The following is a 13,146-nucleotide window of genomic DNA, read 5'->3' as shown; positions in this document are numbered from 1 at the left end:
ATGAAAAGTATAATCATTCTGGGAGACGGGATGGCCGACGAGCCGATAGAGGCTTTAGGCGGCAAGACGCCAATGCAATATGCAGACACTCCTTATATGGACAGGCTGGCTGAAATGGGCGTGACCGGACGCTTGAAAACCGTTGCCGACGGTTTCCATCCGGGAAGTGAAGTGGCAAATATGGCAGTTTTGGGCTACGACCTTCCGACCGTATATGAAGGCCGCGGCGTATTGGAAGCCGCCAGTATCGGATATGAGCTGAAACCGGGGGAAATGGCGATGCGCTGTAACCTGATCTGTGTGGAAGGCGATATCCTGAAAAACCATTCATCCGGACATATCACAACCGGTGAGGCGGACGAACTGATCCGCTTCCTGAACGAGAAATTAGGCTCCGACCGCGTACATTTCTACACGGGTGTGTCTTACCGCCATCTGTTAGTGATCAAAGGAGGTGACAAACGCTTGGATTGCACGCCTCCTCACGATGTACCCCTCCATCCTTTCCGTCCCCTGATGGTTAAGCCGGAAGTGCCGGAAGCACAGGAAACGGCCGATCTGCTGAACGAGTTGATTCTGAAATCGCAAGAGATATTGAAGGATCATCCCGTCAACCGGAAACGTGTTGCCGCCGGGAAAGATCCGGCAAACAGCATTTGGCCCTGGTCGCCCGGATATCGCCCGGCCATGAAGACTATGCAGGAAATGTATGGCTTCAAGCAAGGCTCCGTGATCTCTGCCGTCGACCTGATCCGCGGTATCGGCGTATATGCCGGACTGAAAGTGATCGACGTGGAAGGCGCCACCGGACTGTACGACACCAACTACGAAGGAAAAGCGCACGCCGCTCTCGAATCCCTGAAAACAAACGACTTCGTCTATCTCCATGTGGAGGCCAGCGACGAAGCCGGACACGAAGGCGACGTGGATCTGAAAATAAAAACGATCGAGAACCTGGACAAGCGGGCGATCGGCATTATTTTCGAAGAATTGCAGAAATGGGACGAGCCAGTTGCAATAGCCGTACTTCCGGATCACCCGACTCCCTGCGCCATCCGTACCCATACAAACACCCCGGTTCCTTTCCTGATCTACAAACCGGGACAGGCACCCGACGCTGTCACCCGTTTCGACGAGTGTTCCGTTCTGAAGGGTAAATATGGCATTTTAGAGAAAGACGAATTTATAAAAGAGTTATTATGAAATATTACAGCACAAATAAGCAAACTCCCTTTGCCTCATTGGAAGAAGCCGTTGTAAAAGGGCTCGCCGGTGACAAAGGGCTATATATGCCCGAACGCATCGTCAAATTAGACGAGGATACGATCGGCAATATGAAGAACCAATCTTTCCACGAAATAGCCTGCACTGTGGCACAGGCTTTCTTTGGTGAAGACATCGATGCCGGTACCTTGAATGAGATCGTAAAAGACACGCTGTCGTTCGAGACTCCGGTGGTACACGTCGACGACAACATCTACAGCCTCGAGCTGTTCCACGGTCCGACACTGGCCTTTAAGGATGTCGGCGGCCGTTTCATGGCACGTCTGCTGGGATATTTCATTAAAAAAGAAGGGCTGAAGCAAGTTAACGTATTGGTTGCCACTTCGGGAGACACAGGCAGTGCCGTTGCCAATGGATTTTTAGGTGTGCCGGGCATCCATGTGTATGTGCTCTATCCCAAAGGAAAGGTAAGCCCGATCCAGGAATGCCAGTTCACGACATTAGGACAGAATATTACCGCACTGGAGATAGACGGCACGTTCGACGATTGCCAGGCATTGGTCAAGTCGGCCTTTATGGACGACGAGCTGAACCGCCACATGAAACTGACATCGGCCAACTCGATCAACGTTGCCCGTTTCCTTCCGCAATCATTCTACTATTTCAATGCATACGCGCAATTAGACAAGATCGGTAAAGCGGATGAATTGGTCGTTTCTGTTCCCAGCGGGAACTTCGGAAACATCACAGCCGGGTTGTTTGCCAACCGGATGGGATTACCCGTAAAGCGCTTTATTGCCGCCAACAACCGCAATGATGTATTCCTCGAATATCTGAAAACAGGCACTTACACCCCGCGTCCTTCCGTTGCAACGATAGCCAACGCAATGGATGTAGGCGATCCGAGCAATTTTGCCCGTATCCTGGATCTGTTTGGCAAAAATGGCAACCCGCATCAGGAAATTAGCCGACTGATAAGCGGCTATCGTTTCACAGATGAAGAAATCGCCGTTACCATGAAGCAGGTCTACACAAAAACCGGTTATTTGCTCGATCCGCATGGTGCATGTGGTTATCAGGCGTTAATTGAAAACAAGCTCGCCCCCGGTGAAACAGGCGTATTCCTGGAAACGGCCCACCCGGCGAAGTTCAAAGGAACGGTAGACAGCATCCTGGAAGCGGATATTGAAATACCGGCAAAGCTAAAAGCCTTTATGCAAGGGACAAAACAAAGTATCGAGCTGAAAAAAGATTTCGAGGGTTTCAAGTCTTACCTGATGAAACAATAAGATTAAAGAGGATGCATCAAAAGTCCTATTTATAGCATCTGTGTCTTGGCGGACTTGCCCCGCCATCTCATACTAAATTGATGCATCCTCTTTATTTTTCATTCAATGGCCCAGTCTTTCATCTCATACATATCCGTGTATTCTTCCCATTCGGGATCAACCTCCGTATAAATAGAGATCGGCAACTCTTCAAACGGAGCCAATGCTTCGTTCAGCCGTTCACCGAAAACACGGACGGTACGGGTGTAATAGACCCATATCTTCTCTCCTCCTCCGGTATATACACCCGTCAGGATTGAAAGCTTATCCTTTTCCATTGCCTTGCGCAAGCTTCCTGTATCTCTTCCATCTTTTCAGCCAATGCTTCGGAAGGCATTCCCTTGTCGTCACCTTCATATTTCCAGGTGATTTCCACCCGTTCCTTGAACTTGCCCGACTGCACAAATTCGGTTAGTTCGTCACGGCCGGAAACAGTGACCAACTGTCCGGATTCATTCTCTGAAAGAGCGGTAAACCATTCGTTACTTAGTTTCATATCAATATCAATTATTCTACAAAAATAGATATTATTTATGAGATCAGGCGTCTATACAAAGCAGTTATCTTTTATCTTTGTCCTCAAAATAGAAAATATAATAATTCTTTTAGACAATGATCAGACCGGTAAAACTCCAGGATGCAAAAACGATTACGGATATCTACAATGAATATGTCTTGCATAGTGTAGCAACCTTCGACACGGAACCCTTACAGGAAGAAACGATGCGTTCACGGATAGCTGAAATCTCCGCCCATTTCCCCTATTTTGTTTACGAAGTGGACAACAAAGTGGTCGGATACTGCTACGCCCATCCCTGGAAAGAGCGCGCCGCCTACAGATATACGCTGGAAACTACCGTCTACCTGTCACCGGAAAGTACAGGAAAAGGCATCGGGAAGCAATTGATGGTAAAGCTGATCGACGAATGCCGCCAAAAAGGATTTCACGCCCTGATCGCCTGCATCACGGAAGGGAATGAAGCCAGCAACATATTACATGAAAAACTCGGATTCAAACAAGTCTCCCGCTTCGAAAAAGTAGGACTGAAATTCGACCGTTGGCTGGATGTCGTGGACTATGAGTTAGTGCTTCTCTAACAGCCATTTCCATACAGGTAATACATGGATACAACGCCCATCATCGATTGTTACTTCTTCGTATTCCTCCAAGGTTATTATATATCCTTCTTTCAGCTTATAAGCATCCATAGCAGAAAGGACACCTTTCATTTCACGTTCCCGCGTACGCGGATCATTTAGAGAAACAGTAACCTGGAAAGATTGGACTATTTGATTTCCTTCACGAACTATAAAATCACATTCTTGTGTATCTGCATGATAATAAATTTCTTTTCCTTGCCGCAAGAGCTCCACGCATACAATATTTTCCAAAAGGCTTCCTAAATTATCCGTGGCGTTGAAACCTATTTTATTGATAATTGCATTGTCTATAAAGTAAATCTTTTTAGGGCTTTTCATCTGAGCACCTACAGAATAATCAAATTTACCAAGTTGATAAACCAGATAAGTATCCTCAATAAATCCGAGATAAGATTTAATTGTATCTGAAGTCTTTATTCCAACAACTTTTGCAACAGAATTATAAGTGTACCGATGAGTAGCATTGCTGGCTAAATAATACATCATTTCTTTAAGTTGCTTCTCATTATTAATCCGGTTGCGTACTACCACATCTTTATATAAAATATCATTATATAACGAAGACAAATAATTAGTACTTCCCCAACGTATATATTGGGGAAAGCCGCCTATCTTCAAATATTTACGCATCTGACTGGATAATCGGGCTTTGCCTTCTGTCGTATAAAAGTATTCATGCTTGAATTCAAACTGTTCCAATTTCAGAAATTCAAGAAAAGAAAAAGGATAAAGTTCCACAGTCACATGACGTCCGGTCAAAAAAGTAGCCAGTTCCCGACTTAGAAGGTTCGCGTTACTACCCGTAACAAACACTTTACATCCTTGCCCATAAAGCCTGCTAATAAAGCGTTCCCACCCTTGTATATTTTGTATTTCATCCAAATAATAAGTCTTCTGCAAACCAAAATCTTCCATAAAGACCTCATTCAGCATTTGGAAGTCTTCTACAGTAAAACTAATAAGCCGTTCATCATCAAAATTGAGATAGTAGTCTTTTTCTTCCCGCCTTTTTTGTATCTGATGTAACAGGACAGATTTACCACAGCGCCGCACTCCTGTTATGACGACCACTTCCGGACATTCGAGCAAAGTAGGATCGATATATCGTTCAATACCTAAGTCTACATTCTGGGCTTTCTGCTCATAAATGACTTGCCTTAACAGTTCCTTATTCATGATGATGTTCTTTTATTGAGGCAAATATAACAAAAAGTTCCGAATGTCATTCGGAACTTTGCCTGCAATATTCCGATTTCTAATCGGAATATTTGTAATCTATATCCTTATTTCATCTCTTTCTTCCTCTTCTTCCACAGTTGGTAGCTATTGAAAATATTTTGCCAGAGGACGTATGAGCCGGGACCGACCGATGAAAGCGGATCCAGATACGTGTAAGACATCCAGATGGCAAGCACGGTGTTCTTCTGTCCGAGCGCCTGCCCGGCGCTGATGCGATCGAAATAACGGGTACCGATCCGTTTCCCTAAATAGAACTGAATGACGCAGGTTATAAATCCGGCCAATGCAATCAACACCTCAACACCCACTGCGGCATCACTATTGGCAAGCGATTTTACAGTCTGGGCTGTTACAATTGTAAGGGCAACAGCCCAAAGATAGAAAGCCATATCACGGAAGCCCAACAAGAAATGATGGACTTTCGGAAGATAATAGCGAAACAGCATTGCCAGGATAAACGGGAAAAGCAACAACGGGAACACTTTGCTCAATATTTTCAGGAATGCCGTCAGGAAAGTAATATTAGCATGAGGCTCCACCAAAGGGAACATCAGCGGAACAACGATTGCCGCCAGGATATTGGACAACAGCGTATAAGTAGTCAAACTGGATGCACTCCCTCCCAATTTACCGGTAATAACAGCAGCTGCCGTCGCCGTCGGGCAAATCAGGCAAACCATCGCCCCCTCAAACACCTCCTTATAGGAACCTTCCATCCGGACGAATATCAGCAAAGCGGCTATTGCAGAGGCAGAAACAAGCTGGAACAGCAACAGCCATCCGTGCCAGGGAGAAGGCAACAACTCGTGCGGCTGCACCTTGCAGAAAGTTAGCAACAGCTGTGCAAAGATCAGGAAAGGGGTCAAATAGGCAACTAAAGAATTCATAAACGGTTTTGTCGGCTCCAGAAAAGTGAAGTTGGCAAACATAAAATAACCTAACACACCGGCCAACATTGCAATAGGCAACGTCCAGTTTTTCAGAAAATTCAACATAATACCTATTCTTTATATTTTCGGGACAAAGATATATATAATATTAAACCCGAAGAACTCTTTTTTTCTACAAATCGCCAAATAAGCTATTCCCGTACCGTAGCGGGTTTATAAGGGAAAGTAAACCCGAACGTCGTCCCCTTTCCAACTTCCGACTCCACCCATATTTCACCGCCAAGATATTCAATGATCATCCGGCAAATAGAAAGCCCCAGGCCGGTGCCTTGGGCAAAAGCATTCAGTTTGACAAAACGTTCGAATACGCTGTTCTGTTTCTCCGGCGGAATACCACAACCGGTATCCGCCACATAAACACGCAGCATCTCCCCGTCTTGTATCGAGAAGCCGAAGCGTATGCTGCCTTCTTCCGTAAACTTGATAGCGTTAGTTATAAGATTTATAAGAACTTGCATAAACCGGCTCTTGGCTATCGAGACGAAACAATCCTCCTCCTTCCGTTCGAATATCAGCTTGACATGATTCGTTATACGGCTCTGCATGGATACTTCCAATTCATGTAGCATGGTGTTTATATCGACATCCGAATAGATGAAATCCAATGTCCCCGCCTCTATCTTCGACAAATCCAGGATATCATTGATAAGCTGCAACAGCAAGACATTATTGTTTTCGATGATATGAACATATTCTTCTTTCTCCTCCGCATCGTCCGTCATGGCAAGAATATTGGAGAAACCGACAATTGCATTCAAAGGCGTACGGATCTCGTGGCTCATATTGGCCAGGAAAGCAGACTTCAGCCTATTGGACTCCTCAGCCTTATTCTTGGCGTTCAGCAGTTCCTCTTCCACTTTCTTCCGGTCTGTAATGTCGATTACGGAACCAATCAGTGATGTCGGTTTTCCGTCTTCATCCCTTTTCTCCACAGTCGCATATGTTTCCACCCATACCAGTTCGTCTTCCCCCTCCGGAAGAATACGATACTCCTCCTTTATCTTATCGACATGGCCAAGTAGCAAAGCCTCGCAAGCCTCTTCTATCTTACCCCTGTCGTCCTCGTAAATCTTTGCAAAATATTCAGAGGCCGGTGCTATCAGTTTACTTTCATCAAACAACCCGGAAAAACCGGTGTTCCCGGAAGGGTTCATTTCACAAAGGATGGTCTGCTGGACCAAATCCCATTTCCAGGGAACAATGTTTGCCACATCCAACGACATGGAGAGCTTTTTGTTCAGAGAGCGTAATACCTGTTGCGCTTTAACCACTTCCGTTACATCCGACATGAACAGGTCGACACAACACGGCGTACTGGACGGGATGATCAGGACATTCAGATAATGCTCGGCCGGTTCATAGTAATATTGGACACTGAGTTGCTTGTTTTGTGCCAATATAAGCGAACAGGCCTGCATATATTGCACCAAACGGGAATGGGACAGCTCCGAACCTTTCTTATTCAGGAAATGAGTTTTTCTATCGAATAACTTTTCAAATTCAGGATTGACATCGACTATCAAATAATCGACGGCATTACCTCCCTCATATAAGATCTGCTGCTTCATATAGGAAATAGGCATACAGTTGATCAGCTGCCTGTAATTCCTCATAAACGCAATTTCCCTGGTGTGGAATATCCGCAGCTTGTTCAATGATTTAATCCGCAGGCACAGGAATAAGATAAAGACGAAAAGGACTCCACTGCCTGCGTAAACATGGTTATGATATTGCTGCCAAAATGATGGAGGTTTCATATAAAAGATAGCATCGGAAGGCAGATCAGAAAGCGGAATATTCTTTTGTATCAAGACCTGGTAGTTCAACACCGAACACGGCTGACCGGGAGTAATAACGGCATGCAGCTTTTTCCCTTTCAATATATCACTGACAATTCCGGTAAGCGTAGTAGAGATATTGGATTCCGGATAAAAAAATCCCCCGACCATCCCGTTTTCCACTATTCCCATGTCATTCAGGGTGAAGATAGGAGCGTCCGTATAAGAACTCAGCATCCGGTAAGTATCGGAACTAAGAATATCCCGATTCCCCTGCTGATTTAAAAGAATCCATGAATAATACAAAACACAAGTCCGTTTATCCACACGGCTTAACAGAGAGATAAGTTCATCCGTACTCGTATCTCCGGCTGTTATCAGTTGCAGTTCAATATCCGGAAAATCATTCTCCATGACATCTTGGATAAAGCGCTTATTCTGTGCACTGATATAACGCTTATCCGCCAGAAAGATAAGCCGTTTCATATCGGGTTTCAAATTCTTTATCAGATTGACCGTTTCGGATATATATTCCGGGACATACAGTATAGTCAGGTTATGGAAGGTTTCGACCATCTCTGAAAGGTTGATTTGCAGTTCTTCCGGACAAGCCTCTTTAGACAAGTAATATTCATAGGGAGCAATAAAATCCTTCTCCGCACAAACTAAAAGCGGAATATCTTTACCCCAACGGCGTTTCAACTCGTCCCGCAACAACATATAAGCGCTATTTCCCAGTAAAATCACTAAAGAAGGAGGCGTTCCCGTATATTTCCGGGATAAATAAGTTGAGAAATTCTCGACATCAGCATCCGTCTTTATCAGCATCAGGTCCATATTTTCCGTATAGGCAGTCCAACTTTCATCATCTGTTGTCATTTGCTCATAGACCGGCGCCGTAAAAATACGGCTCCAAGGATTAGATTCCGTATAAGAGTTTATGATTAGCACATAACTGTTTTCGCCCCCATCCGGAGAAGCATAGGATGGCAAGGTGGTTATTATCAGAAAAACCACTAACAAAAAAAGGCCCTTTAAATGATACCAGCGTTTCATATTTGTACTATTTTAGCCCATACTCCAAAACCTGTTGAAAATCAAAGATACTCTTTAAAAAATGTCCAAAGGTAAGAAAAAAAGATATAGCAAAAGAAAATGACCACAGAATTAATTATCCATATTATGATAATCAATCTATGGTCATTCTATAACCAATGTCATGCCCACCCGATTGTGGACTATTGAATACTTATTTTCTGAACGGAGGTCTTACCACCTGTGCTTTCAGGTTACGGTTACGGACCTTGATGAAGATTTCCGTTCCGGCTTTTGCATATTCAGGTTTCACATAGCCCATACCGATACCTTTCTTCAATACGGGAGACATCGTACCGGATGTTACCACACCGATCACATTATCTTCTGCGTCGACGATTTCATATTCATGACGGGGAATACCTTTGTCAACCAGTTCGAACGCACACAGTTTGCGTGTCACGCCTTCCTTCTTCTGGCGTTCCAACTCGGCACGGTTCGTAAAGTTCTTTCCTTCTGCAAACTTAGTGATCCAACCCAGGCCGGCTTCAATCGGAGAAGTCGTGTCGTCCAGGTCATTGCCATACAGGCAGAAGCCCATTTCCAGGCGCAACGTATCACGCGCGCCCAAACCGATCGGTTTGATGCCTTCCGGTTTTCCGGCTTCAAAGATTGCATTCCAGATCGTCATTGCATCATCCGGATAGAAATACAGTTCGAAACCACCGGCTCCGGTATAACCCGTATTGGAGATAATCACATTCTTGCAACCGGCAAACTCACCTGTTACAAATGAATAATAAGGGATGGAAGACAGATCGACCGGAGTCAGGCGTTGCAGTACTTCAACGGCTTTCGGTCCCTGGATAGCCAACTGCGCCGTCCGATCAGAAGAATTTTCCAATTCGGCTCCAACCGTATTATGGCTTACACACCAATCCCAGTCCTTCGCGATATTACCGGCATTGACTACCAACAGATATTTCTCCGGCTCATAGTGATACACTAACAGGTCGTCCACGATACCGCCTTTATCATTCGGGAAACAAGTATATTGAGCCTTGCCAATCGGCAGGACAGAAGCGTCGTTCGACGTGATACTCTGGATGAAAGCCAATGCGTTCGGGCCTTTTACCCAGAACTCGCCCATATGTGAAACATCGAACACACCTACGCCGTTCACAACGGTCATGTGTTCATCAATAATACCGGTATATTCAATCGGCATGTTGAAACCGGCAAACTCATGCATTTTGGCACCTTGTGCAATGTGCACATCGGTAAAGGGAGTTGTTTTCATGTTATTATAAATTTATTTAAGATTTTTGAGCCAGCAGCTCAGCTATTTTGATAATTGTTTCCATACTTTTTTCCAGCGACTTGACCGGAAGAAATTCATAACGGCCGTGAAAATTCAATCCTCCGGCAAAAAGGTTCGGACAAGGCAGGCCCATAAAGGAAAGGCGTGCACCGTCCGTTCCGCCGCGAATCGGTTTGACCAAAGGCGTCACACCGGCAGCCGTCATCGCGTCGAACGCCAGGTCTATGATATATTTCTTCGGCTCAACGACTTCACGCATATTGTAATACTGGTCGCGCAACTCCAAGGTCGTACTGCCCGGATGCATTTCGTTCATCCGTTTCACCAGCTCTTGCAGCAATTCTTTCTTCTGTTCGAAGGCTGTCCGCACATGATCGCGGATAATGTAAGAAAGGGAAGCCTCTTCAACCGTCCCGCCCATAGCTGTCAGATGGAAGAAACCGTCATAGCCGTCCGTATGTTCCGGACGCTGTGCGGCCGGTAGCCAGGAAGCAAATTCCACAGCCAGCAGGGAAGCGTTGAGCATCTTGTCTTTTGCATAACCCGGATGCACGTTCAACCCTTTGAAAAGGACTTTCGCACCGGCAGCGTTAAAGTTCTCATATTCCAGCTCTCCGATCTGTCCGCCGTCAATCGTATAGGCCCATTCGCAACCGAATTTCTCCACATCGAAATGGTCAGCACCGGCACCGATCTCTTCATCCGGCGTAAAACCGATACGGATCTTGCCGTGTTCAATCTCCGGATGATCCTTCAGATATTTCATAGCCGAGATAATAGCGGCCACACCGCCTTTATCATCAGCCCCCAACAGCGTCTTGCCGTTCGTCACAATGATATCCTGTTCCTTATAATCATTCAGTTCGGGAAACATCAACGGAGAAAGCACGATGTTCTCTTCCGCACACAACACGATATCGCCACCCTTATAAGTCACGATACGGGGTTGCACGTCTTTTCCCGACATATCGGGACTTGTGTCCAGATGGGCAATGAAACCGATCGTCGGAATCGCCTTCGCCGTATTGGCGGGCAAAGTTGCCATCAGGTAGCTCTTATCATCGAGGGTTATATCCTCCAACCCGATCTCTTTCAGTTCCTTAACCAGTGCTTCTGCAAACACGAGCTGTCCCGGCGTACTGGGCGTCGTCCCCGTCGTTTCGCTCGACTGCGTGTCGAACGTCACATACTTCAAAAATCTATCTGTTACAGTCATAAGCTTATTATTAATGTTACAAGCCCTAAAAGTAATCAAAGTGTCACGAACAACAAAATTTAGAAGCAACTACTTCCGTCAAAACAGTGTGTACAAACTTTACATTTCGGCAATCCGATTGCTTCCACCAATGTTTCCAGCGTGTTGAACTTTAATGAGCTCAAACCGAAACGCTCGGCAATAATATCCACCATCCTCTGGTATTCGGGTGAACCGGTTGTCGCATATTTGTCCAGATTCTTATTTTCATCACCTTCAAGTTCCTGGATGATACGGCGGGAAATCAGTTCGAGGTCGCTCTTCGAAGAAGTGAACCCGATAAACGGACAACCGTAGATCAGCGGCGGACAAGCGATACGCATGTGCACTTCCTTTGCCCCGTAATCATAAAGAATCTTCACGTTATCGCGAAGCTGCGTGCCACGGACAATAGAGTCGTCGCAAAACAAAATCCGCTTGCCTTCCAGCATGGCACGGTTCGGGATCAGTTTCATCTTGGCAACCAGTGAACGCATCTCCTGATTGGCCGGAGTAAAACTGCGCGGCCAGGTCGGTGTATATTTTGTGATCGCACGGTGGTAAGGAGCGCCTTTTCCTTCGGCATATCCCAACGCCATACCGACGCCCGAATCCGGAATACCGCAAACGCAATCCACATCGTATTCGTCTTTCTTTCCCATCTTATAACCGCTTTGGAAACGGACCTCCTCGACATTCTTGCCTTCATAGCAGGATACCGGGAAACCATAATAAACCCAAAGGAACGAGCAAACCTGCATCTGTTCGTTAGGCTTACGCATCTGCTCGATGCTGTCGGCACGCAAACGAATGATTTCGCCCGGACCGACGAACCGCTCGATTTCATAATCCAGATTGGGCAAACTGCTCGATTCGCTGGTGGCGGCAAAAGCACCTTCTTTCTTACCTATAATAATAGGAGTACGTCCCCATTTGTCCCGGGCAACAACGATTCCGTCTTCCGTCAGCAGCAACATGGAGCAGGAACCTTTGATCCGGTTATAGACATTCTCGATTCCTTCGACAAAATCTTTTCCCTGTGTAATCAGCAGGGCAACCAGTTCGGTCTGGTTTGTTTTGCCCGAACTCAACTCGGAAAAGTGCATGTTCGCCTTCAGCAAATCCTGTTCCAGTTCATCGATGTTGTTGATCTTCGCTACCGTCACGATCGCGAACTTTCCAAGATGTGAATTGATCACAATCGGCTGCGCATCCGTATCACTGATAATACCGATTCCTGCATTTCCTACAAACTTGGGAAGAGCAGGTTCAAACTTGGTACGAAAATAAGAACTTTCCAGATTGTGAATGGAACGGGTAAAGCCGGCTTCTTTATCGTATGTAGCCAGACCGCCTCGGCGAGTCCCCAGATGAGAATTGTAGTCGGTGCCATAGAATAAATCAACAGCGCAAGCCGACTTAGAAATAGTTCCGAAAAAACCACCCATTGTAAATAGTGTTTTTGATTTTTGAATTAGGTTGCAAAGGTACAAGATTATTTAGAAATTTCAGAAGTTACGCCCACACGTTTGCATTTTTTACAGGGGAAACTTCGCTTATTCCTTACCATCTTAACCACAAAATAGATGCAAACACAATAAAAGGTCGAAACGAATAATTCCGCTTTTCTAAATAAATACGCTCCCCCTAATTTTCAATTTTCAACTCATAACTTTCAACTATTCCGGGGGGCTTATTGTATAAAACGCATTTTCAAGCCTCAAAAGAGAGCTAAAAGCAAATAAACGTTAACCCACTTTTCGGCCGTCAAAAAGGGACTTTTTCCTCTTTTTTGAGCGTTTTCAACAATTACGACCGTCCTCTTTGCCATTACGACCGTGCTAATGTGTAGTGCACTCGGCACCTCGCGAAGATT

9 protein-coding genes and 1 pseudogene are annotated in these 13,146 nt (G+C 45.5%); 3 read left to right on the top strand and 7 right to left on the bottom strand.

The genetic code is table 11. From position 1 onward, the window contains the following. Together DW083_RS14655 and thrC are read left to right on the top strand one after the other, a co-directional pair. On the top strand, positions 1-1,203 hold the full coding sequence (locus DW083_RS14655; RefSeq protein WP_122332879.1) for a cofactor-independent phosphoglycerate mutase: 1,203 nt from the start codon (positions 1-3) through the stop codon (positions 1,201-1,203). Continuing rightward, positions 1,200-2,513: a threonine synthase gene (gene thrC / locus DW083_RS14650; protein WP_122332878.1), complete on the top strand. Its 1,314-nt coding sequence runs from the start codon at positions 1,200-1,202 to the stop codon at positions 2,511-2,513. Before DW083_RS14655 ends, thrC begins: the two co-directional genes overlap by 4 nt. A gap of 98 nt (positions 2,514-2,611) precedes the next feature. Here the strand turns inward: thrC and DW083_RS14645 are convergent. Then, positions 2,612-3,048, bottom strand: a pseudogene (locus DW083_RS14645) (DUF695 domain-containing protein). A 116-nt stretch (positions 3,049-3,164) separates the two neighbouring features. On the opposite strand from DW083_RS14645, the gene DW083_RS14640 reads away from it, so the two are divergent. Continuing rightward, the gene (locus DW083_RS14640) at positions 3,165-3,650 is read left to right on the top strand and encodes a GNAT family N-acetyltransferase (protein ID WP_115499440.1); all 486 of its coding nucleotides are present in this window, start codon (positions 3,165-3,167) and stop codon (positions 3,648-3,650) included. On the opposite strand, the gene DW083_RS14635 is transcribed toward DW083_RS14640, so the two are convergent. The 6 genes from DW083_RS14635 to DW083_RS14610 form a co-directional block, all read right to left on the bottom strand. Then, entirely contained in the window at positions 3,636-4,889 is a 1,254-nt protein-coding gene (locus DW083_RS14635; protein WP_122332877.1) for an ATP-binding protein, read from the bottom strand. The two genes, DW083_RS14640 and DW083_RS14635, sit on opposite strands and share 15 nt — an antisense overlap. Positions 4,890-4,996: 107 nt before the next feature. Continuing rightward, complete coding sequence (locus DW083_RS14630) at positions 4,997-5,947, bottom strand: transporter (protein WP_115499442.1); 951 nt, start codon at positions 5,945-5,947, stop codon at positions 4,997-4,999. Positions 5,948-6,033: 86 nt separating this feature from the next. Further along, positions 6,034-8,736 (bottom strand): ATP-binding protein, encoded by a 2,703-nt coding sequence (locus DW083_RS14625; protein ID WP_122332876.1) that lies wholly within the window; start codon positions 8,734-8,736, stop codon positions 6,034-6,036. Positions 8,737-8,929: 193 nt separating this feature from the next. Beyond that, positions 8,930-10,015 (bottom strand): glycine cleavage system aminomethyltransferase GcvT, encoded by a 1,086-nt coding sequence (gene gcvT, locus DW083_RS14620; RefSeq protein ID WP_122332875.1) that lies wholly within the window; start codon positions 10,013-10,015, stop codon positions 8,930-8,932. A gap of 16 nt (positions 10,016-10,031) precedes the next feature. Continuing rightward, positions 10,032-11,252 (bottom strand): peptidase T, encoded by a 1,221-nt coding sequence (gene pepT / locus DW083_RS14615; RefSeq protein ID WP_115499445.1) that lies wholly within the window; start codon positions 11,250-11,252, stop codon positions 10,032-10,034. 59 nt (positions 11,253-11,311) lie between these two features. Then, positions 11,312-12,718 carry an amidophosphoribosyltransferase gene (locus DW083_RS14610; protein ID WP_122332874.1) on the bottom strand — a complete coding sequence of 469 codons (1,407 nt, stop codon included), beginning with the start codon at positions 12,716-12,718 and terminating at the stop codon, positions 11,312-11,314. Positions 12,719-13,146: the final 428 nt, after the last annotated feature.

It is taken from the genome of Parabacteroides sp. AF48-14 (assembly GCF_003477465.1).
GTDB classification, from domain to species: Bacteria; Bacteroidota; Bacteroidia; order Bacteroidales; family Tannerellaceae; genus Parabacteroides; species Parabacteroides acidifaciens.
This window is presented reverse-complemented; position numbering and strand designations above follow the sequence as displayed.

Coding starts and splice junctions, on each gene's coding strand:
- DW083_RS14655 (WP_122332879.1), top strand. CDS start 1: ATGAAAAGTATAATCATTCTGGGAGACGGGATGGCCGACGAGCCGATA.
- thrC (WP_122332878.1), top strand. CDS start 1,200: ATGAAATATTACAGCACAAATAAGCAAACTCCCTTTGCCTCATTGGAA.
- DW083_RS14640 (WP_115499440.1), top strand. CDS start 3,165: ATGATCAGACCGGTAAAACTCCAGGATGCAAAAACGATTACGGATATC.
- DW083_RS14635 (WP_122332877.1), bottom strand. CDS start 4,889: ATGAATAAGGAACTGTTAAGGCAAGTCATTTATGAGCAGAAAGCCCAG.
- DW083_RS14630 (WP_115499442.1), bottom strand. CDS start 5,947: ATGTTGAATTTTCTGAAAAACTGGACGTTGCCTATTGCAATGTTGGCC.
- DW083_RS14625 (WP_122332876.1), bottom strand. CDS start 8,736: ATGAAACGCTGGTATCATTTAAAGGGCCTTTTTTTGTTAGTGGTTTTT.
- gcvT (WP_122332875.1), bottom strand. CDS start 10,015: ATGAAAACAACTCCCTTTACCGATGTGCACATTGCACAAGGTGCCAAA.
- pepT (WP_115499445.1), bottom strand. CDS start 11,252: ATGACTGTAACAGATAGATTTTTGAAGTATGTGACGTTCGACACGCAG.
- DW083_RS14610 (WP_122332874.1), bottom strand. CDS start 12,718: ATGGGTGGTTTTTTCGGAACTATTTCTAAGTCGGCTTGCGCTGTTGAT.